A 23,968-nucleotide genomic window follows, 5' to 3' on the forward strand; every position below is an offset into this window, starting at 1 on the left:
CCCCAGATTTCCGAATCCCGGACGCTTGCCCCGGCCCGCCGTCCGGCGCCGGGGACAGACCACTCGGCGCTTAACGAACACCGCTCACGGTGCTGTTTGTGACGGGGCGCACGTTTGGTCGGACCCAAGTATTAGTGTTGATTCCAGACAGCGCTAGCGGCACTGCCGCCGTCTGCCGCCGCCCGACGTCGCGCATGCGGCCCGGCGCGACGGTGGCGAGCACGGCCGCGCAGCCCGGATCGATGAATGATGAGGTTCACCATGTCCCAGCAGACACCCGGCTCCACGGCCACGCAGACACCCCAGGGCGATGCGTTCGAAAACCTGTCCCAGGAGAACCGCCGTTTCGCGCCCTCGGCCGAGTTCGCCGCGAACGCAGTGGTCACCGCCGCCGATTACGCGGAGGCCGACGCCGACCGTCCCGCGTTCTGGGCGAAGCAGGCCCGGGAGCTGCTGAGCTGGTCCAAGGACTTCACCCAGGCGCTGGACTGGTCCGACCCGCCGTTCGCGAAGTGGTTCGTCGGCGGGCAGGTCAACGCCGCCTACAACGCCCTGGACCGGCACGTCGAGGCCGGCAACGGGGACCGGGTGGCCATCTACTTCGAGGGTGAGCCGGGAGACACCCGCACCTACACCTACGCGCAGCTGACCGAGGAGGTGAAGAAGGCCGCGAACGCGTTCGAGTCCCTCGGCGTGGCCAAGGGCGACCGCGTCGCCGTGTACCTGCCCATGATCCCCGAGGCCGTCATCACCCTGCTGGCCTGCGCCCGGATCGGCGCGATCCACTCCGTGGTCTTCGGCGGCTTCTCCGCCGAAGCCCTGCGCTCCCGGATCGACGACGCCGAGGCCAAGCTCGTGGTCACGGCCGACGGCACCTACCGCCGCGGCAAGCCCAGCGCGCTGAAGCCGGCCGTCGACGAGGCGTTGTCCCACGAGGGAGACGGCACCGGACACACCGTGCAGAACGTCGTGGTGGTCAAGCGCAACGGCCAGAACGTGGACTGGCACGAGGGCCGGGACCACTGGTGGGCGGACACCGTCGGCGCCGCGTCCCCCACACACACCGCCGTCGGGCACGACTCCGAACACCCGCTCTTCATCCTCTACACCTCCGGCACGACGGGCAAGCCCAAGGGCATCCTGCACAGCACCGGCGGCTACCTCACCCAGGGCGCCTACACGCACAAGGCGGTCTTTGACCTCCACCCGGAGACCGACGTCTACTGGTGCACCGCCGACGTCGGCTGGATCACCGGGCACTCCTACGTCGCCTACGCCCCGCTGATCAACGGCGCCACCCAGGTGATGTATGAGGGCACCCCGGACTCCCCGCACCAGGGCCGCTGGTGGGAAATCGTGGAGAAGTACAAGGTCTCCATCCTCTACACCGCCCCCACCGCGATCCGCACCTTCATGAAGTGGGGCAAGGACATCCCGGCCAAGTCCGACCTCTCCTCGATCCGGGTCCTCGGTTCCGTCGGCGAACCCATCAACCCCGAGGCCTGGATGTGGTACCGCGAGGTCATCGGCGGCAACGCCGGCAAGAACGGCGAGCGGAAGGAAAACCCCGCACCGATCGTGGACACCTGGTGGCAGACCGAGACCGGGGCGCAGATGATCGCCCCGCTGCCCGGCGTCACGGCCACCAAGCCCGGCTCGGCCCAGGTCCCGCTGCCGGGCATCGCCGTGGACGTCGTGGACGAACTCGGCGAATCCGTACCCAACGGCCACGGCGGCTTCCTCGTAATCCGCGAACCGTGGCCCGCCATGCTGCGCGGGATCTGGGGCGACCCGGAGCGGTTCAAGGAAACGTACTGGTCCCGCTTCGAGACCATGTACTTCGCCGGCGACGGCGCCAAGAAAGACGAGGACGGCGACATCTGGCTGCTGGGCCGGGTCGATGACGTGATGAATATTTCCGGCCACCGCCTCTCCACCGCCGAAATCGAGTCCGCACTCGTGTCCCACCCCGCGGTGGCGGAAGCCGCCGTCGTCGGAGCCGCGGACGAGACCACCGGACAGGCCGTCGTCGCCTTCGTGATCCTGCGCGCCGACGCCGTGGACACCGGCGACGCGATCGTCCAGGAACTCCGCAACCACGTGGGCAAGGAAATCGGCCCGATCGCCAAACCCAAAACCATCCTCGTGGTCCCGGAACTGCCCAAAACCCGCTCCGGCAAGATCATGCGCCGCCTGCTCAAGGACGTCGCCGAAGGCCGCGAAGTCGGCGACGCGACCACCCTGGCAGACAACACCGTCATGGCCCAGATCGCGCAGTCGCTGAAGAAATAGCCGGCTCGTTCCGATAAGGGTTCGTCGGCTGTGTTTGGCTGGCCTGTTTGTCCGGCGGCGGCGCCGCCCACCGTGGTGGGCCGCGCCGCCGTCGTCGTTGGTCCTGTCTGTCGACGCGGCCGCGGCGGGAACATCCGCAGCAGCGAAGAATGCCGCAGTAACGAACGGCGCGCGCGGGCCGCGGCGCGATAGATTTGCAGACATGACTGAAGCCACCTCCGCCACCGTTGCCGGCCGCGGCACCATCCTGGTTCTCAACGGACCCAATTTGAACCTGCTTGGCACCCGCGAGCCCGAGAAATACGGGACGGCGACGCTGGCCGACGTCGAACAGCTCGCCAAAGACGCCGGTGCCGCGCACGGCCTGGACGTCGAGTGCTTCCAGTCCAACCATGAAGGGGCCCTCGTGGACGCCATCCACGCCGCCCGCGGGAAGGCGGTGGGAATCGTGCTCAACGCCGGCGCCTACACGCACACGTCCGTGGCCATCCGGGACGCCATTTCCGCTGTTGCCCTGCCGACGGTCGAGGTGCACATCACCAATGTTCACGCCCGCGAGCCTTTCCGGCACCATTCCTACCTTTCGGACATCAGCAAGGCCGTGATCGCCGGCGCCGGGATCCTGGGCTACCGCTTCGCGGTGGAATACCTCGCCGGGCTGCACGCGGCCGGGGACTGAGCATGTCCCCCGCCGAACCCGCGGCGGCGGAAGCATCCGGGGAACCGTCCGCAGCTCCGGCCCCTGCCACGGGCACCGCCTCGGACACAGCACCGGGCGCGGCTACGGCTACGGACACGGACACAGACACAGACACAGACACAGACACAGCGCAGTGGTACCGGCACTTCGGCACGGTCGACGCCCCCGGCTCCTCCCCCTGCTATGCCGCGTGGTCCGTGGGGATCGCCGGGGACGCCGAGGTGATCCGGCGGATTGATCAGTGGCCGCACAACAAGCGCCAGCCGCTGCTGATCCTCGCCGCGGCCCGGTTCCTCGGCGCGCAGATCAGCCCTTACCGCGATTTCCGGAGGTTCCTGGACCATCACTGGGACGCGGTCTCGGAAATCGTGCTGTCCCGGTCCACGCAGACGAACGAGGCCGGCCGCTGCGCCACCCTGCTGCCCTCACTCGCGCAGATATCCGCGGCAGAGGGCCGGCCGCTGGCCCTCATCGAGGTGGGCGCCTCGGCGGGGCTGGCACTGTTCCCTGACCGCTACGGTTACGAGTTTGTCGACACCGGGGCGGGGGCACCGGATGAGTCGGCGGCGGACCCGGCGGCGGCGGAAGCAAGGACGACGCGGCTGGTTCCGGATGGCGCCCGGCCTGCCACGTTTCCGGTCTTGCGCTGCCTGACCTCGGGCCCGGTGCCGCTGCCGGCGGAAATCCCCCGGGTGGCATGGCGTGCCGGGATCGACCTCAACCCCCTGGACGTGCGCGACCCGGCCGACGTCGCCTGGCTCGAAGCCCTCGTCTGGCCGGAGCAGGAGTTCCGGCTTGAACGGCTGCGCCAGGCGATCGCCATTGCCAGGGAACGGCCGCCGCTGCTGGTGGCCGGCGACCTCAACGAACAACTTGTGGAACTCGCCGGCCGCGCCCCGGCCGACGCCGCCCTGGTGGTATTCCACAGCGCCGTCATGGCGTACCTGGATGCCGGCGGCCGCTCCCGGTTCCGGCGCACCATGGCGGATCTTGCCGCGGAGCGGGGCTGCCACTGGCTCTCGAACGAAGGCCACACGGTGGTGGTGCAGGCAGACGGGTCCAGCGTGGTCCCGGAAATGGATGACGCCCGGCTTCGCGGCCGGTTCCTGCTGCTGCAGGACGGCCAGCCGGCAGCCATCACGGGCCCGCACGGGCAGAGCCTGGAGTGGCTCTAACCTGCGTGCGGCTCGGGCCTGACTGTGGCTAGTGCCTGCGCGGCAGCCTGCTATTTCTTGATGCACTGTCCGGACGAAACGGCGCTGCCCAGACCCGGCGCCTGCGCCGCCACGGGGCTCAGGTCATTCATGGTGATCGCAAATCCGAGCGAAGACTCGGTTGTGGCCTTGGCAAAGACCACCCCCGCCACCTGCCCGTCCATGGTCAGGAGCGGACCCCCGGAGTTGCCCGGCTGCACGTCGCCGGCCAGCCGGTAGACGTCCTCGGGCGACGCATTCTTGCCATAGATGTCCGGGACCAGCACGGTGGCGATGTCCTGCACCGTGGCCGGTTTGGACTGGAAAGGCCCGCCGTGCGGATAGCCGGCAAAGGCCGCAGCGCTGCCGGACGGCAGGTCGGCAGCCAGCGCCAGGGGTTCCGAGCGCAGACCGTCAACGGCCACGACGGCGAGGTCGTGCTGGGAGTCAAAGTACACAACGCGCCCAGGCAGTGCACGGCCACCGGGCGTTTCCACCACTGGTTCGTCGACCCCGGCGACCACATGGGCGTTGGTCACCACGCGCCCGGGGGCGACCACGAAGCCTGTTCCGGTCTGGTTTTGGCCGCACTGGTAGGCGGTTCCGGCGATCTTGAGCACTGACGCGGCGGCCTTGTTCAGCGCCGGCGTGTCGGTGCTGGTGTCCGGAACGGCAACGGGCTGGCTCTGGCCGAAGCCGTCCAGCAGCGTGGGGATTCCCTCGCCGATCACGGCGGAACGCAGCTGCGCCATTGATGCCTTGACCGGCATCGGCGTCACGCCGTCGATGAACCTGATGACTTTGGATTCCGCGAGCTGCTGGGACACGAACGGCACACCCAGGGCCCCGATGCTGAACGCCAGCATCGACATCACAAGGGCGGACACCACCACGTTCACGCCCCCGCCCACGAGGCGGTCCGCCGCCCGCAGGGGGCTGAACGGGACCACGCTGCGGATTCGCCGCCCGATCATGGTGCCGAGGCCGTTGCCCACGATCATCAGAAGGACCGCCGTGGCGACGATCGCCGTCAGGCGCCAGCCGCTGTCCTCCACGAGGCCGCTGACGATGGGCACGGAGACGAAGGCGGCGACGGCGCCTGCCGCGAATCCCGCGATGCCTCCGAGCGTCACAAGGAAGCCGTTGCGAAGACCGTGGATCAGGTAGGACAAGAGCGCCACAACCAACAGCAGGTCCAAAATGGTCAAGCCAAACACCGGGGCTCCTCACAGACAGTTCAGCGACGATTCTACCGGTGTAAGCTGAACGTTTGCCGACCGGCCGCCAGCCTGCACAGGGATCTGCGCGGACTTCCCGAGCCGTTCGCTTTCGGCCCCTTCGGGCGTTTCCGTGCCAACTACGTCACAGAAGCTCCAAAATTCTGAAAGAATGGCTGAAGCGCCCCAGCCGACACAGCTAGTCAGGAGATTTCATGGATATCGAGGTATTGCGCCGCGCACCCCTTTTCGCCACGCTCGACGACGAGGCGTTCCGTCTGCTGACGGACGAACTTACCGAGGTGGACCTTTCACGCGGTGCCTCGGTATTCCGGGAAGGCGACCAGGGTGACCAGCTTTACTTCATCGTCTCCGGCAAGGTGAAGCTCGGCCGCACGTCGCCGGACGGCCGCGAATCACTGCTGGCCATCCTCGGCCCGGGCGAACTTTTCGGCGAAATGGCGCTGTTCGACCCCAGCCCGCGCACGGCCACGGCAACTGCCGTTTCCGAGACGCGTCTCGCCGGCCTGAAGAACGAGAGCCTCAACGCGCTGCTGCGCACCCGCCCCGAGGTCTCGGCCCAGCTGCTGCAGGCCTTGGCACGCCGCCTGCGCCGCACCAACGATTCCCTTTCCGACCTCGTCTTCTCCGACGTGCCGGGCCGTGTGGCCAAGGCGCTGCTGGATCTGGCCGACCGCTTCGGCCGCCCGGCGACCGACGGCGTCCTGGTCGCCCACGAACTGACGCAGGAGGAGCTCGCACAGCTGGTTGGCGCCTCCCGTGAAACGGTCAACAAGGCCCTCGCAGAATTCGTGCAGCGCGGCTGGCTGCGACTGGAAGCGCGCGCCGTCGTCATCCTTGACATGCAGCGCCTGCGCCAGCGTTCCCGCTAGGGATCCCCAGCAGCAACCACGAAGGCCGGCCCCGGAAACGGGACCGGCCTTCTGCCGTTAATCTTCTGCCGTTAATTCGCGGTGGCGGTTTCGGGCTGGTTGTCCGCGGGACATGTCCACTGGTGCGGATCGGGGCGGAGCATGTCCCCGGGCCGCACCCGGCATCAAGGGACATGTCCAGCCCCGGCTGCAACGACTGGACATAATGCCACTATGTCCACCTGTCAGGTCCACCGGAGGGCATGTCCCGGGCCGGCACGCAGCACGAAGGAACATGTCCAGTGCTCAGGAGCAGGGCGGGGCATGTCCCGGGAATCGCCCGGCTCCCCGCCCGGGCCAAGCCCTAACAGGCCGCCCGCATGGGGTCAGCCTTCCGTGGCGTCGGCGCTCCCCGGGCCTAGCGTTCCCGCTGCGGTTCGCCGGCGATCGTTTTGGCTGCTTCGACTTCAAGCATGAGCCGGCCGTCTTCCTCGACCAGCTTCGGCTGGTACACGTGGGCCTTGCGCTTGTAGCTGAGGTAGGCGATGCAGCCGTTGGCCTTGGCCATCTTCTCAAGCATGATCTCCGAGCCGGGGACCAGGAGTTCGCCCAGGGTCCGGCCGACGGTGTTCTCCTGCCCTACCTCGTCACCCAGCACGGTGCTGTCCCGCTCGCTCACGACTTTCCGGACGCACACCCAGCGGCCCCAGGCGCCCTTGCTGGCCAGCAGCGAGGGCTGCTGGTTCACTGGCACGGTGGCGGCAAAGTACCGGGTGTTGAACCGGCGGTGCGCGAAGTCGGGGCTCAGCCAGTTCACCAGGGGTTTGAGCAGGTCAGTGCGCAGCGAGAGCCCGCGCTTGGCGAGCAGGTCGGTGAAGGATTTCTCCTGCTCGGCCACGGCTTCGCGGGCGCGCATCCAGTCGGCGCTGGAGGTCAATTCCACCGTGGTGGACAGGTCAGGGCCGGCCAGCAGGATGCCGGTCTCCTCAAACAGTTCACGGATGGCGCCGACGACATGTCGGCGCGCCAGCCCGACGTCGGACGTCCCCATCTGCTCGGCCCAGTGCTGGGGTGAGGGTCCCAGCCAGCCGACGGCGTCGTCGTCGGTGGATTCCAGCGATCCGCCGGGGAAGGCGAGGACACCGAGCGGGGAGGACCCCGTCCGGTAGCCGAGCCAGGTCTCCAGGCCCGTGGGCGAATCCCGCAGCAGGATCACGGAGGAGGCCAAACGGGGCGCGCGGGGCGTCCGCTCACCGTGTTCAATCCAGCTGCGGGCTGCTCCCTCAAGATCCGGGGGCAGGACGAACAGGCGGCGTTCTAACTGAGGCAACGAAGTAACCGGTCTACTAGGCGAATTCAGCGATCAGTTCGACTTCGACAGGCGAGTCGAGCGGCAGAACGGATACGCCGACGGCGGAACGTGCGTGCTGGCCGGCGTCGCCGAGGACCTGGCCCAGCAGCTCCGAGGCGCCGTTGATGACACCGGGCTGGCCGGTGAAGGAAGGGTCGGAGGATACAAATCCGACAACCTTGACGATCCGCGTGATGCGGTCGAGGTCGCCGATCACACTCTTGACGGCGGCCAGGGCGTTGACGGCGCAGACGGCAGCGTAGGCCTTCGCGTCCTCCGGGGACACCGTGGATTCGTCGGAGGCGCCCGCCGAACCGGTGGAAACCTTTCCGGTGGCCTCGAGCTTGCCGTTGATGAACGGCAACTGCCCGGAGGTGTAGACGTGGTTGCCGGAAATCACGGCCGGAACATACGCCGCGACCGGAGCGGCGACGTCGGGGAGCGTCAGGCCCAGCTCCGCGAGGCGCTGTTCGACGGCGGACGACGCGCCCGCGCCGGCCGTGTGGCTCGCTGCGCCGGCCGTGTTTTCGGAGATGTTTTCCGCGCCCGCCGGCGTGGCCGGAACGGCTTCTGAGGGGGTGCTCATGGTTACTGCTTCTCCCGCTTCAGGTAGGCAACCAGGCCGTTTCCATCGGGTCCCGGAACAACCTGGACGAGCTCCCAGCCATCGTCACCCCACTGGTCCAGGATCTGCTTTGTCGCGTGAATAATGAGCGGAATCGTGGCGTACTCCCATTTGGTCATGACATAAAGCCTAGTCGTTGCCGGTAAAGTGGAAAACATGGCGACTGGCAAGAACCCTTTATTCGACACGGCCACCACCCTCGGAAAGATCTTTCTTTTCCTGGGCGTGAGCGCTATTTGCGGTGTCCTAGTGGCGGGCCTCCTGGTCCCCGCGGCGGCCGTCTCGGGCAGTGCGGCGAGCGGTTCGATCCAGTTTTTTGACACGCTCCCCGCTGAGCTGAAGGTCGATCCGCCGAGCCAGTCGACCACGATCCTGGCGTCCGACGGCAGCCCGATCGCGAACCTCTACGCGGAAAACCGCACCCGTGTTTCGCTGGACCAGATGTCACCGCACATCAAGGACGCGATCATCGCCATCGAGGACAGCCGCTTCTATGAGCACGGCGGTGTGGACACCACCGGCATCCTGCGCGCGCTCGTGAGCACCGCCCGCGGCAACAAGCAGGGCGCGTCCACGATCACGCAGCAGTACGTCAACAACGTCATCAACTCCTCGCTGGAGGCCGAAGGCAAGGGCGACGAGGTCCTGCTCAACGGCGTCAACAAGGGCGTCGGGGACAAGCTCCGTGAAATGAAGCTGGCCATCGCGCTGGAGAAGAAGTTCACCAAGGAGCAGATCCTCGAGGGCTACCTGAACATCGTGTTCTTCAACCGGGACGCCTACGGCATCGAGGCCGCGTCCAAGTTCTTCTTCAGCACCACGGCCAAGGACCTGACCCTGCCGCAGGCGGCCCTGCTGGCCGGCGTCGTGAACAGCCCCTCCTACTACGACCCGATCACCAATCCGGAGAACGCCAAGGTCCGTCGCGACCTCGTGCTCCACGCGATGCTGACGCAGGGCAAGATCAAGCAGGCCGACTACGATGCCGCGGTGGCGACGCCGGTGCAGACCAAGGTCACCCAGCCCCGCCAGGGCTGTGCGTATTCGCAGACGGCGCCGTACTTCTGCGACTACGTGCTCCACCTGCTCCTGAACAATCCGGCGTACGGGGCCGACGCTGCCGAGCGTGAGCGGAAGATCTTCCGCGGCGGCCTGACCATCAAGACCACGCTGGACCCGAAGGCCCAGTCCGTGGCCCAGGCCCAGGTGGACGGATCGGCCGGCGCGAACCCGGACAAGTGGGGCGCCTCGCTGGTGTCCGTGCAGCCTGGTTCGGGCAAGATCGTCTCCATGGCCCAGAACACCGTCTGGTTCCCGGCCGACGGCAAGTTCGACCAGACCCAGAACTTCAACGTGGACGTGCAGGACGCCAAGGGCAATGACCTCAACGGTCTCGGCGGCTTCCAGCCCGGGTCCACGATGAAGCCGTTCACGTTCGCGGAGTGGCTCAACGAGGGCAAGTCGATGAGCACCCAGCTCAACGGCGCCGTGCGCCGATACCCGCCCGGCTTCCCGTGGAAGAACACCTGCCCCACACCGACGACCGACTCGTACGACGACACGGCCGGCACCCACGACCTGCAGAACGCGGACGAGAACCATTACAAGTACATGTCGGTCCTTGACGGCCTGGCGAACTCCATCAACACCATCACGTTCGCCTCTGCCGCCCAGGTGGACCTCTGCGGGATCCAGAAGATCGTGGATGCCGTCGGTATCCACGAAGGCCTGCCGAGCCCGAACGGCGACGATCCCAACCCCAAGGTTCCGATGACCCGGTTGAGCAGCCTGATCGGCGCCCGCCAGACGGCGCCGCTGACCATGGCCAGCGCATTCGCCACCTTCGCCAACAACGGCAAGTACTGCGAACCGATGGCCATCGAGTCGGTGACGGACGCGACCGGCGCGCAGCTGCCGGCCCAGTCACCCAACTGCCGGGACGCGATCAAGCCCGAGGTGGCCCACGGCGTCGCGTACGCCATGCAGGAAGTGCTCAACCGCGGCTCGGGCTCGCTGATCCAGCCCCGGATTTCGACCCGGACCACGTTCCCCATCGCGGCGAAGACCGGCACCAACGACAACAACAGCTCCACCTGGGTGGCGGGCTACACCAGCGGCCTGGCAACGGCCACGTGGTTTGGCGATCCCCTGGGCAACCAGCAGCGCGCCGGGCAGAACGTCACGATCAACGGCAACTTCTACAAGGGCATCGACGGTTACATGATCGCCGGGCCGCAGTTCTCGAACTACATGGCCCAGGTGGCACCGGCCTACGGCACCGATCCGTTCCCGGCCCCGCCGTCGGACATGCTGTACTCCCCGGCCCCGGTCCCGGACCCGATCTCAACGCCGCGGACCTCCATTCCGACCGCCAAGAGCACCGAGCCGGCCACACAACCGTCCGCCGACCCGACTCCGGCACCTACGAAGTCCTCCGGCAAGAAGTAGCCGATGACCCTGGGCAATGACCTGGCGAGCCGCGTTCGAAGCATCGGACGCGGCTTTGCCGTGACCGCCGCGATCGGGACGGCGGCGGGGGCGGCCGCTACCGGCTACGGGCTGTGGGAGAAGAACCAGTTTGTGATCAGGGAGGAAACCCTCCCCATCCTGCCGGCCGGGTTCGGCCCGTTCCGGATACTGCACCTGTCCGATATCCACTTCGTTCCGGGCCAGCACCGGAAGGCGCAGTGGCTGTCCTCCCTGGCGCAGTTACGGCCGGACCTCGTGGTGAACACGGGCGACAACCTCAGCCATGCCAAGGGCGTGGACCCCCTCGTAGCGGCCCTGCGGCCCCTGCTGGAATTTCCCGGCGTGTTTGTCCCCGGCTCGAACGACTACTTCGGCCCGAGCCTGAAGAACCCGGCGTCATATTTGCTCGGGCCCTCGGGCGAGCGCAAGCACCCGGAAAGGCTCGACTGGCCCCGGCTGCGTGCCGAGTTCGGCATGTCCGGCTGGGTGGACCTGACCAACCGCTGCCAGTCGGTCGTGCTCAAGGGCATGCGCTTCGATTTCTCCGGCGTCGACGATCCGCACCTGCGCCTCGAACGGTACGCGGGCTGGCCGCGCGGGACCAAGGGCCGGGACGCCGACCCGCACCTGCGCATCGCCGTCGCGCACGCACCCTACCAGCGCGTCCTCGACCACTTCACCGAAGCCGGCGCCCACCTCCTCCTGGCCGGCCACACCCACGGCGGCCAGATCTGCGTCCCGGGCTACGGGGCCCTGGTCACCAACTGCGACCTGCCCACCTGGCGGGCCCGGGGGCTGCACACCTGGGAGAGCAACGGGAGGACGACGCCGGTAAACGTCTCGGGCGGCATCGGCACGTCCCGCTTCGCCCCTGTCCGCATTGCCTGCCGGCCCGAAGCCGTTCTGCTCACGCTGACCTCCCGCGCCTAGGCCTGGCCGCGGCCAGTGCTGCCCGCCCTCCGGCCTGGCCGGTGGACATGCCCTCCCCTGGCGCCCGAGCCCACGGGACATGCCCTCCCCTGGTCGCGGGCACTGGGCATAGGCCCACAATGCCCACCCGCTGCGGCCACCACCGGACATGTCCCACCGGGCCCGGCACCACCGGACATGTCCCACGGCCACCCGCCGCCCGCACCTATTGCGGATCGCAATGACTGGGCGAGATGCTGGGAGCGCTGAACAACGTGTGAATCCGGTCACCCGATGGCCTAGGGTAGTTGCTACAGGAAACTACATTCAACGGTGCGATCTATGCACGGGCGTCTTAAGAAGCAGGCATGGCCAAGCAGAGCTCATTCTTCACCTCCATCAGCCGTCTCTACCCGCACGTCAGGCCAATCCTGCCCCGGCTGGTCATGGGCCTGCTCTGCGCGCTGCTGGCCAGCGTCATGGCACTGGCCATCCCGCAGGTGCTGCGCGTGCTGGTCAACGAGTCCCTGACCCCCGGCGGCAGCGCGGAAGCCGTCTGGACTGCCTCGCTCCTCATCCTGGTCCTGGGCATCGCCGAGGCGGGCCTCGTGGCCCTGCGCCGGCAGTTCGTCATCAATCCCGCCACCACCGTCGAGACCCGGATGCGGGTCTCGCTCTACGGGCATCTGCAGGACCTCACAGTTTCCTTCCATGACCGCTGGGGCTCCGGTCAGCTGCTGTCCCGGGCCATGACGGACCTGAACTTCCTGCGCCGCTGGATGGCCTTCGGCGCCATCATGCTGGTGGTCACGACGCTCACCGTGGTGATCGGCGTCGCGGTGATGTTTGCCATGAGCTGGCAGCTGGCCCTGATCTTCCTGGCCGCCGCCGTGCCGATCATGATCTACGGATTCCGCTTCCGCACCCGCTTCAGCAAGGTGGCCCGGCGCAGCCAGGACCAGGCCGGGGACCTCGCCACCACGGTCGAGGAATCCGTGCACGGCATCCGCGTCCTGAAGGCCTTCGGCCGCAGCCGGGAGGCCCTGGAGAACTTCAACGAACAGGCCGAGGAACTCCGGCAGACCGAGATCGCCAAGGCCAAACACCTGGCCACGTTCAGCCTGGTGGTGACGCTCCTGCCCGAACTCGCGCTCGGCGCCGGCCTCGTCGTCGGCATCCTGCTGGCCTCCACGGACCAGCTCTCCATCGGGTCCCTGGTGGCCTTCTTCGCCACCGCCGCCGTGGTCGCCGCGCCAGTCGAGTTCTGCGGCATGCTGCTGGCGATGGCCCTCACCGCGAAGTCCGCGGTGGACCGGCACTTCGAGGTCATGGACGCGCAGAACACGATCACCAGCCCGGACCAGCCCCGCCGCCCGGCCGGCCTCAAGGGTGCCCTCAGCTTCCGCAATGCCTCGTTCGCGTTCGAGGACGCCCCGGACAAGCCGATCCTCAAGAACATCACCCTGGACATCCGCCCCGGCGAAACCATGGCCCTCGTGGGCATCACGGGCGGCGGCAAGAGCGCCCTGCTCCAGCTGGTCCCCCGCCTCTACGACGTCACCGGCGGTGCCATCACCATCGACGGAGTGGACCTGCGCGAGTTCGCGGTGGAGGACCTGCGCACCGTGGTCTCCGTGGCGTTCGAGGACACCACGCTGTTCTCCAGCTCCGTCCGGGACAACGTCCTGCTCGGCGCGCCCGACGCCGGATCGGCGAAGGGCCGCGACGCGGCCCTGGAGGAAGCCCTCGACGTCGCCCAGGCCCACTTCGCCTATTCCCTGCCGGACGGGGTCGATACCCTGATCGGAGAGGAGGGCCTCAGCCTCTCCGGCGGCCAGCGCCAGCGCATCGCCCTGGCCCGGGCCATCGCCGCGAAACCGGCCGTGCTGGTCCTGGACGACCCGCTCTCGGCGCTGGATGTGAACACCGAGGTCCTCGTCGAGGCCCGGCTGCGCAAGGTCCTCGCGGACACCACCACGCTGATCGTGGCCCACAGGCCTTCCACGGTGGCGCTGGCCGACCGGGTGGCCCTGCTCGAGGACGGCCGGATCGCCGCCGTCGGAACCCATGCGGAACTGCTCGCCAAGAACAGCCATTACCGCTACGTGATCGCCAGCCTGGACCCGGAACCGCGGGACCTGGATTCAGAATTGTCCGCCCTCGAGGACCAGTCCGAGGAGATTTCCCGATGAGCAGCGCAACGTTCGGCACCGCCAATGAGGACAACGCGCACCTCAGCAGGAACGAAAGCAAGGCCGTCCGGCGACGCTCCCTGACCCTCCTGGGCTCCCTGATCCGCCCCGTCCGGGCCCGGTTCTGGCTGACGATCGGCGCCGTCGTGCTGTCCCAGGCCGCCCGCGTGGCCGGGCCGGCCCTGATCGCCTTCGGCATCGACCACGCCCTGCCCGCCGTGCGCGCCGGCGACAACCTGCCCCTGGTGCTGACCGGCGCCGCCTACCTTGCCGCGGCCGTCGTGGCCGCCGGCCTGACCGCCCTGTACGTGACCTCGACGGCGCGGCTCAGCCAGGCGATGCTGCTGGACCTCCGCGTCCGGGTCTTCCGCCACACGCAGCGGCTTAGCCTGGAATTCCACGAGAAATACACCTCGGGGCGCATCATCGCCCGGCAGACCTCGGACCTGGAGGCCCTGCGCGAACTCCTGGATTCCGGCGTGAGCTCGCTGGCCTCGGGAATGCTGTTCATGGCGTTTACCGCCGTGACGGTGTTCGCCCTGGACTGGCGCAGCGGCGTGCTGGTGCTGGCCGCCGGCGTGCCGATGTATTTCCTGGCCCGCTGGTACCAGAAGCACTCCCAGATCGCCTTCCGCGAATCCCGGGTGGTCTCGGCCCGGCTGATCGTGCACTTCGTGGAGACCATGACCGGGATCCGCGCCGTGAAGGCCTTCCGAAAGGAACGCGAGAATGCCGCGGGCTACTCCGAACTGTCGGAGGACTACCGCCGCGCGACCGTCCGCTCCATCAACCTCAACGGCATCTTCCAGCCGGGGCTGGTGCTGATCGGGAACGTGTGCGTGGCCCTCGTGCTGCTCACCGGCGGCTTCCGGGTCCTCAGCGGCGACCTGGAGGTCGGCGTGCTCCTGGCCCTGATCCTGTCCGCCAAGCGCTTCTTCCAGCCGGTGGACCAGATGGCCATGTTCTACAACTCCTTCCAAAGCGCCCAGGCGGCCCTGGAAAAGGTCTCGGGCCTGCTCGAGGAGGTCCCCACTGTCAGACCGCCGAAAACACCCGCGGCCCTGTACGACGCGCGGGGCAGCATCGATTTCAACGGCGTCGAATTCCGCTACGGCGACGGCCCGGTGGTCATCCCGAGGCTGGACCTGCACATCCCCGCCGGGCAGACGGTCGCGCTCGTCGGGCAGACCGGCGCCGGCAAATCCACCCTCGCGAAGCTGATTGCCCGCTTCTACGACGTCTCCGCCGGGTCGCTGACCCTCGACGGCGTGGACCTGCGCCAGCTCAGCACCGAGGACCTGCGCCGGAACGTCGTCATGGTCACCCAGGAGGCCTTCCTGTTCAGCGGCTCCGTGGCGGACAACATCGCCCTGGGCCGGCCCGAAGCCTCGCGTGCGGAGATCGAGGACGCGGCCCGGGCGGTGGGGGCGCACGCCTTCATCATGGAACTGCCGGACGGCTACGACACCGACGTCAACAAGCGCGGCGGCCGCGTCTCCGCCGGGCAGCGCCAGCTGATCAGCTTCGCCCGCGCGTTTCTGGCCCGCCCGGCCGTGCTGATCCTGGACGAGGCAACGTCCTCGCTGGACATCCCGTCGGAGCGCATGGTCCAGCAGGGCCTCGCGGGGCTCCTGCGCGGGACACGGGAGGCCGGCACCCGGGAGGCCGGCCAGCGGCCGTCCGGTGGACAGGCGGGCGGCGGACAGCCCGTTGCAGACTCGGCCCCCGGCCCGGACTCGGCCCCCGGTCCCGGGCGGACAGCGCTGATCATTGCCCACCGGCTCTCCACCGTGGAGACGGCGGACCGGGTGCTGGTGGTGCACGACGGACGGGTCGTGGAGGACGGCACCCCGGAGCAGCTGATCGGCGACGGCGGCGCCTTCGCCCGGCTCCACGGCGCCTGGAAAGACTCGCTGGTCTGAACAGCGCCTGCCGGGACCGGTCGGCGTCCGGGCCGGGACGACGGCGGGACACGTCCCGGCCGGCGCCCGATTTCACATCCGGGGCCATGATCGGATACTCTTGTGAAGTTGCTTTTGAAGCAACGGATCGGGATGTGGCGCAGCTTGGTAGCGCGCGTCGTTCGGGACGACGAGGTCGCAGGTTCAAATCCTGTCATCCCGACCAAACACAAAGAGGGCCCTCCACACGGAGGGTCCTCTTTTGTATGTCCGGTGGTAGGTCCGGCACGATTTCATGACACCGGCACCGGCGATCGTCCCGGCCCAGGGCCCGGCCCCTGCCCCCCGGACACAACGCAGCCCCGGGAGGAAATCTCCCGGGGCTGCGCCGGATATCCGTGCCGCAGGCAGCCGGCCGTTGCTGCGCCGGGCCTGCCGTGTCGGGCTTGTTACATCGGGCTTGTTACATCGGGTCGGGCCAGTTGCCGACGTTCAGCGAGTGGGTCATGGGGTCGGGCCAGTTGCCCACCGCCTGGGCGGTGCGCATGGGATCGGGCCAGTTGCCGACGGCGGCAACGTCTGAGACATCGGTAAGTGAAGCAGCGGACAGCACGGCCGGGGCCGCGGCGGAGAATGCCAGTGCGCCCGCCAAAACGGCGCCGGCTGCAATCTTCTTCAACATAAGTTTCCTCAATATGGGTTGGGGTTCCTTAACCAAGTCAGCACTACCCTTGTTGACACACATTGTAAAATGGTTTCTACAGAGACTGTCAAGCATTTAGTACAAAGAATGTCCGGAATTAGGAGGTATCCGTGGGGAACGGATTTGGGGAGAAGCTCCGCGCGGAACGGCTCGAACGGGGCCTGACGCAGGCGGAGTTGGGCCGTGACCTGTACTCCCCCAGCTACATTTCTCTGCTGGAAACCGGACGCCGCGAGCCGACCGCCGATGTCATCGAGGAGCTTGCCCGCCGGCTTGAACTGGCCCCCAAGGCGCTCGAGGCCTGGAGCCAGCCGGTGTCCGTCAGCGACGCCGAATACGTGCTCGCGGGATTGTATGCCCGGCAGGCCTGGGACCTCCGGGACTACCCCGTGGCCGCCACCCACGCCGCCGCCGCCGCCAAGATCGCCCTGGAGGCCAAGAACACCAGCGCGTGGTGGAACATGACCTATATGCAGGCCGAGTGCCTGATCAAGCAGGGGCTCTGGCAGGAGTGCAAGGACGTGGTCCAGAATCTCCTGGAGCACCCGATGGCCGCGGAGTCTGCCGGTCTCGGCGTCCGGGCCCAGCAGATGCTCGCCGCAGCCTCGCAGGGCCAGGGGCAGCTGACCGCCGCCGTCGAGCATGCGCAGGAAGCGGTGCGGCTCTGCGCACAGCTGCCCAAAGGCTCCACCATGATCATCGGCGCCCTCCGCGCCCTGATTGGCGCCCTGGCCGAGAGCGGCCGGCTCGATGAGGCCTGGGAGTACTGCCAGGCCATGAACGACCAGATGGACGACCACTCGATGTCCCAGCTCGCCGGCGAGGTGGCCTGGGTGATCGGCAACGTGGCCTTCATGCGCCACGACTATCCCGAGGGGATCAAGTACCACGAGCGGGCCGGCCGGCTGCTCTCCCCGGCCAACGACATCGACCTGTGGGCCCGGTTCAACAAGGCCTCCGCCGCCGTCCGCCTGTCCTCGGGAATCGTCGAACCCGAGACGCTCTCATCGATCGAGCGCGCCGAACTGGCCCTGTCGATTGTCGGCGGCAACAAGACCGACCAGCTGGAGGTCGCCTTCATCCGGGCCCGCTGGCTCTACCTCACGGGCGACATCGTGGCCGCCGTCCAGAAGCTGCGCGAGATCCATGCCGAGCGGGAGGCTCTGGCCCGGCACACGGCCGGCGAGGTCTCCCTGCTGCTGGGTAAGGCGCTCAAGGCTGCCGGGGAGGCCGCGGAGGCGCTGGTGTACCTTGAGGAAGCCCAGAAGGAGTTCAGCGCGGCGGGCGCCTCGGACCGGGTCCAGCAGGCGCTGGACGCCGTGCTCGAGATCAAGCTCGCCCAGCGCCGGGCCGAGGCCGCTTCCGCGGAAGCCTAGCCCCGGCCGGACCGGGCTGGGCGAACGGCCCGGCTAGGCGAACGTCCGGCCGGTGAGCTTCTCGTAGGCCTCCACGTAGCGGCTGCGGGTGCGCGCCACAACGTCGGCCGGAAGGACGGGCGGGGGCGTGTCCGAGGCCTTGTCCCAGCCCGACTCCGGCGAGGTCAGCCAGTCGCGCACATACTGCTTGTCATAGGACGGCTGCGCCTGGCCGGGCCGGTACGTGGCCGCATCCCAAAACCGTGAGGAATCCGGGGTCAGCACCTCGTCGCCGAGCGTGATGACGCCGGTCGCCGCGTCGAGGCCGAACTCCACCTTGGTGTCCGCCAGGATGATGCCGCGGCCGCGCGCGATTTCCTCGGCCTTGGTATAGATCTCCAGGGTCAGCCTGCTCAGGTCCGCCGCGACGTCCGCACCCACGAGGCCGACGACGGCGTCATAAGTGATGTTCTCGTCGTGCTCGCCCACCTCGGCCTTGGCCGACGGCGTGAAGATCGCCTCCTGCAGCCGTGACCCGTCAACCAGGCCGGCGGGCAGCGGGATGCTGCACACTGTGCCCGACGCGCGGTACTCCGCGAGCCCGGTGCCGGTGAGGTAGCCGCGCGCGATGCATTCGACCGGGAACATGTCCAGCTTCTTGCAGATCATTGCCCGGCCCTCGACGGCGGCGGGGACACCGTCGTCGGCCGTGGAGGCGAGGACGTGGTGCGCGACGCCGAGCTGGTCGAACCACCACAGGCTCAGCTGGGTCAGGATGCGGCCCTTGTCCGGGATCTCGCTGGCCAGTACGTGGTCGAACGCACTGATCCGGTCGCTGGCCACCACTAGGACACAATCCTGGCCGAAGCGTTCCGCGACGGCCGGATCCGCGGGGACGTAGAGGTCGCGGACCTTGCCGGAGTAGACGTGCCGCCAGCCGGGCAGGTCCTGCGTGGCGGTGTCGAGCCCGCCCTTGGGCGGGGTCTCAGGCGTGGTCTCAGGCGGGGTCTCAGGCGTGGTCTCGGGCTGGGTGCCGGGCGTCGGCGCTGCGGATTCGGTCACGTTCATGCCTTCGCTTTCGACGCGGCCGCGGTTCCCGGCCCGGCTACCCGGATCTGGCCGCGGGCGGCCTTGCCGCCGATGTCGGTGCGGAACTGGCTGCCGTCCAGCTGGACGAGCTCGACGCCGTCGTACGCCCGCTCCCGGGCCTCCACGAGGTCCGTGCCCAGCGCCACCACGGCCAGGACGCGGCCGCCGGCGGAGACGACCTTGCCTTCGCCGTCGAGCTTGGTCCCGGCGTGGATCACGTGGACGCCGTCCAGGGCGTCGACCTTCTTCAGGCCCCGGATGCGGTCGCCCGTCCGCGGGGTGTCGGGGTAGTTTTCGGCGGCCACGACGACGGCGACGGCCGTGTCCTTGGACCAGCGCAGCGGCTGCACCTTGTCCAGCTCGCCCTTGGCCGCTGCCATGAGCAGCCCGCCGAGGGGCGTCTTGAGCCGGGCGAGGACGGCCTGGGTTTCGGGATCGCCGAACCGGACGTTGAATTCGATGACCCGCGTGCCGCGCGAGGTCAGGGCGAGGCCGACGAAGAGGACGCCGACAAACGGGGTGCCGCGGTGCGCCATCTGGTTGACCGTGGGCTGGGCGACGCGGTCGATCACTTCCTGCACGAGGCCTTCGGGGGCCCACTCCAGCGGTGTGTACGCGCCCATGCCGCCGGTGTTGGGGCCCTCGTCGTTGTCGAAGATGCGCTTGAAGTCCTGCGCCGGGGACAGGGCCACGGTGTTGGTGCCGTCGCAAAGGACGAACACGGAGACCTCGGGTCCGTCCAGGAACTCCTCGATCACCACGGTGCCGCCCGCGTCGAAGCAGGTCTGGGCATGCGCGAGGGCCTCGTCCCGGTTGGAGGTGACCACGACGCCCTTGCCGGCCGCGAGCCCGTCGTCCTTGACGACGTACGGGGCGCCGAAGGTATCGAGGGCGTCGGCGGCTTCCCCGGCGTTGGAGGCAACGCGGGCCATTGCGGTGGGCACGCCGGCCTCGGCCATGACTTCCTTGGCGAATGCCTTGGACGCTTCCAGCTGGGCCGCGGCCTTGCTGGGGCCGAAGACCGGGACGCCGGCGGCGCGGACGGCGTCGGACACGCCGGCGGCGAGGGGCGCCTCCGGACCGACCACCACCAGGTCAACGGTGAGCTTGAGGGCCAACGCCGCGACGGCGTCGGGATCGTTCGCGTCGATCGCATATGTGGGGACCAGCGCGCTGATGCCGGCGTTGCCCGGGGCCGCGTGGACCTCGGAAACGTTCGGGTCTGCAAGCAAGGATCGGACAATGGCGTGTTCGCGGCCGCCGGGGCCGATGACAAGTACCTTCACAGTCTCCAAGGGTACGTGGTGCACCCCGCAGGCTCCTAAGCTGTGTCGGCCGCCGGACATGCTCAATTTTCGCGGCGGCGCCTCGCGGGCGCCGGGCAATCCTGAGCGCGGCGCCCCCGGCGCAGGGCGGCAATCCTGAGTCCGGCAGTCCCGGGCACCAGGCAATCCTGAGCTCAGCAGCGCCGGGGACCGGGGGCAACCCGCGGGACATGCCCAGTCCCGGCCGCGGCCACTGGGCATAATGCCACCATGCCCATGCCTGGCTCCCGAGGCTGGACATGTCCCGTGGTGCCGGAGAGCATGTCCCTGCCGGGGTGCCAAGGCTGGACATGTCCTACTGGGTCCGGGGAGCATGTTGCACGCGCCAAGTTACGGCCGGACATGTCCCCGGCCGCCTGTCACAGACCCAGGCACCAGCCGCGGGACTGCATCTGAGTCCGCAGCGCGGCTCCGACGGGCGCCGGGCAATCCGGGGGACATGTCCTGCCCCGGCCGCGGCCAATGGGCACAATGCCACCATGCCCACGCCCGGGTCCCAAGACTGGACATGTCCCGTGGTACCGGAAAACATGCCCACGCCCGGGTCCCAAGACTGGACATGTCCCGGGACCGCGGGCATGCCCACGCCAGGGTCCGGCAGGAGGGCATGCGCACCCGCCGTAACCAGGCCCGGCGCCGGACAATCCGCGGGGCGCGCGGCTACGAATGGCATGTATGAACAAACCCAGCATGAAGCCCAGCAAGCGGTCCCGCGGCGCCACAGCCCTGGCCGCGGTGGCCGGAGTGGCTGCGGCCGCCGTCGTCCTGTCCGTCGCGGAACTGATCGGGGCGTTCTTCACCACACGGGCGACGCCCCTGATTGCGCTGGGATCGACGTTCATCGACTTCACGCCGCTGTGGATGAAGAACTTCGCCGTCGAAACGTTCGGCACCAACGACAAGGCCGCGCTGTTCGTCGGCATGGCGGTCACGATCCTGCTCCTGGCGTGCGTGCTCGGCATCGTGGCGTACCGGAAATGGGCCCTGGGGGTGGCAGGGGTGGTGCTGATGGGCGCCGTGATCGTCGGCAGCGTGGTGACTCGGGCCAGCGTCAAGCCGATCGATGCCATTCCCTCCCTGATCGGCACCGTCGCCGGGCTGGTGGTGCTGCGGCTCCTGATCACCCGGCTGTGGCGGATGCAGGAATGGCCGGACCGGGCCGCGGACGTCGCCGCGAAGGAACCCGAGCGTCCGGCAACCACGCGGCGCGGGTTCTTCGCCGCCGCCGGCATCACCGCGGCCGCCTCGGCCGTCGCCGCCACCGGCGGACGCCTGCTGAGCGCGGCCCGCAGCAACGTGGCCGCGGCCCGCGAGTCGCTGCAGCTGCCCGCGCCCGCCAAGGCCGCCGCCGCGGTCCCGGCCGGGGTCCAGTCCAAGGCGCCCGGCGTCACGCCGTGGCTGACCCCGAACAAGGACTTCTACCGGATCGACACGGCGCTGAGCGTGCCGGAGATCAACGTCCAGGACTGGGAACTGCGCATCCACGGCCTCGTGGAACAGGAGGTCCGGCTTACCTTCCAGGACCTGCTCGACGCCCAGCTCATCGAATCCCATGTGTCCCTGACCTGCGTGTCCAACCCGGTCGGCGGCAACCTGGCCGGCAACGCCAAATGGCTGGGCATGCCCATCCGCGACGCCCTGAAGCTCGCCCGCCCCACGCAGGGCGCGGACATGGTGCTCTCCACCTCGGCTGACGGCTTCAGCGCCTCGACGCCCCTGGAAGTCCTCCAGGACGACCGCGACGCGATGCTGGCGATCGGCATGAACGGCGAGGCGCTCCCGCTCGAGCACGGCTACCCGGTGCGGATGGTGGTTCCCGGCCTGTACGGCTTCGTCTCCGCCACCAAGTGGGTGGTGGACCTGGAGGTGACCCGGTTCGCGGACAGCAAGGCGTACTGGACCCAGCGCGGCTGGTCCGAACGCGGCCCGATCAAGACCATGGCGCGGGTCGAGGTGCCCAAGTCCTTCGCCAAGGTCCCCGCCGGAAAGATCGCCATCGGCGGCACCGCGTGGGCCCAGACCCGCGGGATCACCAAGGTCGAGGTGCAGATCGACAGCGGGCCCTGGACCGAGGCGGTACTCTCCGACGAGGCCTCCCTCATCACGTGGCGGCAGTGGTCCCTGGACTGGGATGCCACGCCGGGCCCGCACTACATCAAGGTACGCGCCACGGACGGCAAGGGCGAGGTCCAGACGGACAAGCGGGCGGATCCGGTTCCGGACGGCGCCTCCGGCTGGCAGTCGGTGATGGTGACCGTGGAATAACCGGGGTATCAGCACCGGGCACCATAGACTTGCAGCATGGCTTTGAACCCGCATGCAACATTCACAGTCGACTCCGCCGTCGAACTGGCAGTCATCGAACGCAGCGGCTTCGTGGAGTCCCGCCACATCGGCTCGGCCGTGGTGCTGGCCGCGGACGGGACGGCAGTGATCGAGCTCGGCGATGTGAACGCCCCGATCCTTGCCCGGTCCACGCTCAAACCGTTGCAGGCCCTGGCCTCGATGCAGTCCGGCGTACCCCTGCGGGGCGCCCAGGTGGCCATCGCGTGCGGCAGCCACGTCGGATCCCTGGATCACATGGACGTGGTCGAGGGCATGCTCAAGGCGGCCGGGGCCAAGGAAGACCAGCTGCAGTGCCCGGCCGACTGGCCCCAGGATGAGACCGCCCGGAACTGGCTCGTCCAGACCGAGCGGGGCAAGTCCCGGCTGGCCTTCAACTGTTCGGGCAAACACGCCGCGTTCCTTTGGGCGTGCACGGAGAACGGCTGGGACAAGAACAGCTACCTCGAACCCAACCACCCGCTGCAGCAGCGCATCCGCTCCGTGATCGAGGAGTACTGCGGCGAACGCATCACCCACCTGGGCATCGACGGCTGCGGCGCGCCGGTTGCCGCCGTCTCCCTGATCGGCCTGGCCCGGGCCTACTCGAAGCTGGCCAAGGCCCCGGGCGACAAGAACTCGAACGCGCGGGCAGCCACCATTGCCACGTCCATGCTGGACTACCCGTGGGCCGTCCAGGGGCGCGGGCAGGCCAACACGATCGTCATGGACGAACTCGGCATCCTGGCCAAGATCGGCGCCGAGGGCGTCCTGGTCATGGCCACCCGCCAGGGCGTCTCGGTTGCCATCAAGATGCTCGACGGCAACATCCGGGCCACCACACTGGTCGGGCTGACGCTCCTCGCGGCCTCCGGCGCCGTCGAAATCCCTGAAGTGTCCAGCGTCCTGGACAAGGTGGTGGACCCGGTACTGGGCGGGGGACGCCCGGTAGGCAAGATCCGGCTCGGGCGGGCCGTCGCGGCACTGCTGGACTAGGAGACTCGGGAAAGTGGCTGTATCGCGCCGTCGAATCGCCGTGGACGAGGGCCGCGCGGCCCTCGCCGCGTGGCAGGAAGCCACCGCGCCCGCTCCGGGCCCGAACGTGCCGGCCGGGGTCCCGGGCTCTGGAGGACCCGGCGCCGTCCCGCGCACCACGATCGCGACGGCGGTGCGATACTGCCTGGAAGAAGTCACCGCGCGGGCGCCCGGGAACTCCGTGGAGGTGCGCGTCCCGCCGTTCGGCGTCACCCAGTGTGTGGAGGGCCCGCGGCACACGCGCGGCACCCCGCCAAACGTCATCGAGTGCGACGCCGACACCTGGCTGGCGATGGTCAGCGGACGATTGAGCTGGGCCGACGCCGTCGCCGCCGGCCGTGTTGCCGCCTCGGGACTGCGCGCGGACCTGTCCGCCCTCCTGCCCCTCTAGGCCCCCCGGCGGCGTCCCTCAGGACCC

At 68.7% G+C, this 23,968-nt stretch carries 19 protein-coding genes and 1 tRNA gene; 13 read left to right on the forward strand and 7 right to left on the reverse strand.

Going from position 1 to position 23,968, the window contains the following annotated elements:
- Positions 1-261: 261 nt before the first annotated feature.
- From acs to AC1DBX_RS10245, 3 genes are all read left to right on the forward strand, one after another.
- Positions 262-2,292 (forward strand): acetate--CoA ligase, encoded by a 2,031-nt coding sequence (acs, locus tag AC1DBX_RS10235; RefSeq protein WP_476931682.1) that lies wholly within the window; start codon positions 262-264, stop codon positions 2,290-2,292.
- Positions 2,293-2,494: 202 nt separating this feature from the next.
- A complete protein-coding gene (gene aroQ, locus AC1DBX_RS10240; RefSeq protein WP_230009056.1) occupies positions 2,495-2,971 on the forward strand; it encodes a type II 3-dehydroquinate dehydratase in 477 nt (158 codons plus the stop codon).
- A 2-nt stretch (positions 2,972-2,973) separates the two neighbouring features.
- Positions 2,974-4,167 carry a DUF2332 domain-containing protein gene (locus AC1DBX_RS10245; RefSeq protein ID WP_476931683.1) on the forward strand — a complete coding sequence of 398 codons (1,194 nt, stop codon included), beginning with the start codon at positions 2,974-2,976 and terminating at the stop codon, positions 4,165-4,167.
- Positions 4,168-4,217: 50 nt separating this feature from the next.
- On the opposite strand, the gene AC1DBX_RS10250 is transcribed toward AC1DBX_RS10245, so the two are convergent.
- Positions 4,218-5,402, reverse strand: a complete 1,185-nt coding sequence (locus AC1DBX_RS10250) for a MarP family serine protease (protein WP_476850249.1) — start codon at positions 5,400-5,402, stop codon at positions 4,218-4,220.
- Positions 5,403-5,617: 215 nt separating this feature from the next.
- Between AC1DBX_RS10250 and AC1DBX_RS10255 the strand changes: the two genes are divergently transcribed.
- Positions 5,618-6,295 carry a Crp/Fnr family transcriptional regulator gene (locus AC1DBX_RS10255; RefSeq protein ID WP_011693220.1) on the forward strand — a complete coding sequence of 226 codons (678 nt, stop codon included), beginning with the start codon at positions 5,618-5,620 and terminating at the stop codon, positions 6,293-6,295.
- Positions 6,296-6,692: 397 nt separating this feature from the next.
- Here the strand turns inward: AC1DBX_RS10255 and AC1DBX_RS10260 are convergent, their stop codons facing one another.
- Genes AC1DBX_RS10260 through AC1DBX_RS10270 form a run of 3 tightly spaced genes read right to left on the reverse strand, consistent with a single transcriptional unit; the run spans position 6,693 to position 8,369 of the window.
- Entirely contained in the window at positions 6,693-7,604 is a 912-nt protein-coding gene (locus AC1DBX_RS10260) for an NUDIX hydrolase (protein WP_476931684.1), read from the reverse strand.
- A gap of 16 nt (positions 7,605-7,620) precedes the next feature.
- Positions 7,621-8,211 (reverse strand): RidA family protein, encoded by a 591-nt coding sequence (locus tag AC1DBX_RS10265; RefSeq protein WP_476872246.1) that lies wholly within the window; start codon positions 8,209-8,211, stop codon positions 7,621-7,623.
- 2 nt (positions 8,212-8,213) lie between these two features.
- A complete protein-coding gene (locus AC1DBX_RS10270; protein ID WP_003797879.1) occupies positions 8,214-8,369 on the reverse strand; it encodes a DUF4177 domain-containing protein in 156 nt (51 codons plus the stop codon).
- Positions 8,370-8,406: 37 nt separating this feature from the next.
- On the opposite strand from AC1DBX_RS10270, the gene AC1DBX_RS10275 reads away from it, so the two are divergent.
- From AC1DBX_RS10275 to AC1DBX_RS10295, 5 genes are all read left to right on the forward strand, one after another.
- Positions 8,407-10,698: a transglycosylase domain-containing protein gene (locus AC1DBX_RS10275; RefSeq protein WP_476859255.1), complete on the forward strand. Its 2,292-nt coding sequence runs from the start codon at positions 8,407-8,409 to the stop codon at positions 10,696-10,698.
- A 3-nt stretch (positions 10,699-10,701) separates the two neighbouring features.
- Positions 10,702-11,649, forward strand: a complete 948-nt coding sequence (locus AC1DBX_RS10280; protein ID WP_476855513.1) for a metallophosphoesterase — start codon at positions 10,702-10,704, stop codon at positions 11,647-11,649.
- A gap of 347 nt (positions 11,650-11,996) precedes the next feature.
- Positions 11,997-13,820, forward strand: coding sequence for an ABC transporter ATP-binding protein (locus tag AC1DBX_RS10285; protein ID WP_476855512.1), 1,824 nt, complete (start codon positions 11,997-11,999; stop codon positions 13,818-13,820).
- A complete protein-coding gene (locus AC1DBX_RS10290; protein WP_476931685.1) occupies positions 13,817-15,742 on the forward strand; it encodes an ABC transporter ATP-binding protein in 1,926 nt (641 codons plus the stop codon). The genes AC1DBX_RS10285 and AC1DBX_RS10290 overlap by 4 nt, the downstream gene beginning before the upstream one ends.
- 128 nt (positions 15,743-15,870) lie before the next feature.
- Positions 15,871-15,947, forward strand: a tRNA-Pro gene (locus tag AC1DBX_RS10295).
- Between the two features lie 237 nt (positions 15,948-16,184).
- Here AC1DBX_RS10295 and AC1DBX_RS10300 read toward each other — a convergent pair.
- Positions 16,185-16,403: a hypothetical protein gene (locus AC1DBX_RS10300; RefSeq protein WP_018776166.1), complete on the reverse strand. Its 219-nt coding sequence runs from the start codon at positions 16,401-16,403 to the stop codon at positions 16,185-16,187.
- Between the two features lie 131 nt (positions 16,404-16,534).
- Between AC1DBX_RS10300 and AC1DBX_RS10305 the strand changes: the two genes are divergently transcribed.
- Entirely contained in the window at positions 16,535-17,800 is a 1,266-nt protein-coding gene (locus AC1DBX_RS10305; protein ID WP_459385576.1) for a helix-turn-helix domain-containing protein, read from the forward strand.
- Positions 17,801-17,833: 33 nt separating this feature from the next.
- Here the strand turns inward: AC1DBX_RS10305 and AC1DBX_RS10310 are convergent, their stop codons facing one another.
- Both AC1DBX_RS10310 and purD read right to left on the reverse strand, forming a co-directional pair.
- Positions 17,834-18,847, reverse strand: coding sequence for a phosphoribosylaminoimidazolesuccinocarboxamide synthase (locus AC1DBX_RS10310; protein WP_476931686.1), 1,014 nt, complete (start codon positions 18,845-18,847; stop codon positions 17,834-17,836).
- Positions 18,844-20,154, reverse strand: coding sequence for a phosphoribosylamine--glycine ligase (gene purD, locus AC1DBX_RS10315; RefSeq protein WP_476855508.1), 1,311 nt, complete (start codon positions 20,152-20,154; stop codon positions 18,844-18,846). The genes AC1DBX_RS10310 and purD overlap by 4 nt, the downstream gene beginning before the upstream one ends.
- Before the next feature lie 729 nt (positions 20,155-20,883).
- On the opposite strand from purD, the gene AC1DBX_RS10320 reads away from it, so the two are divergent.
- From AC1DBX_RS10320 to AC1DBX_RS10330, 3 genes are read left to right on the forward strand one after another with little or no spacing between them, the layout of a single operon-like run.
- Positions 20,884-22,458 carry a molybdopterin-dependent oxidoreductase gene (locus tag AC1DBX_RS10320; protein ID WP_476872241.1) on the forward strand — a complete coding sequence of 525 codons (1,575 nt, stop codon included), beginning with the start codon at positions 20,884-20,886 and terminating at the stop codon, positions 22,456-22,458.
- Between the two features lie 36 nt (positions 22,459-22,494).
- Positions 22,495-23,511, forward strand: coding sequence for an asparaginase (locus AC1DBX_RS10325; RefSeq protein ID WP_476872240.1), 1,017 nt, complete (start codon positions 22,495-22,497; stop codon positions 23,509-23,511).
- Between the two features lie 13 nt (positions 23,512-23,524).
- Entirely contained in the window at positions 23,525-23,941 is a 417-nt protein-coding gene (locus tag AC1DBX_RS10330) for a sterol carrier family protein (protein WP_476855506.1), read from the forward strand.
- Positions 23,942-23,968 lie beyond the last annotated feature (27 nt).

The sequence above is a fragment of the Arthrobacter sp. 10N44_2 genome, from assembly GCF_056394385.1.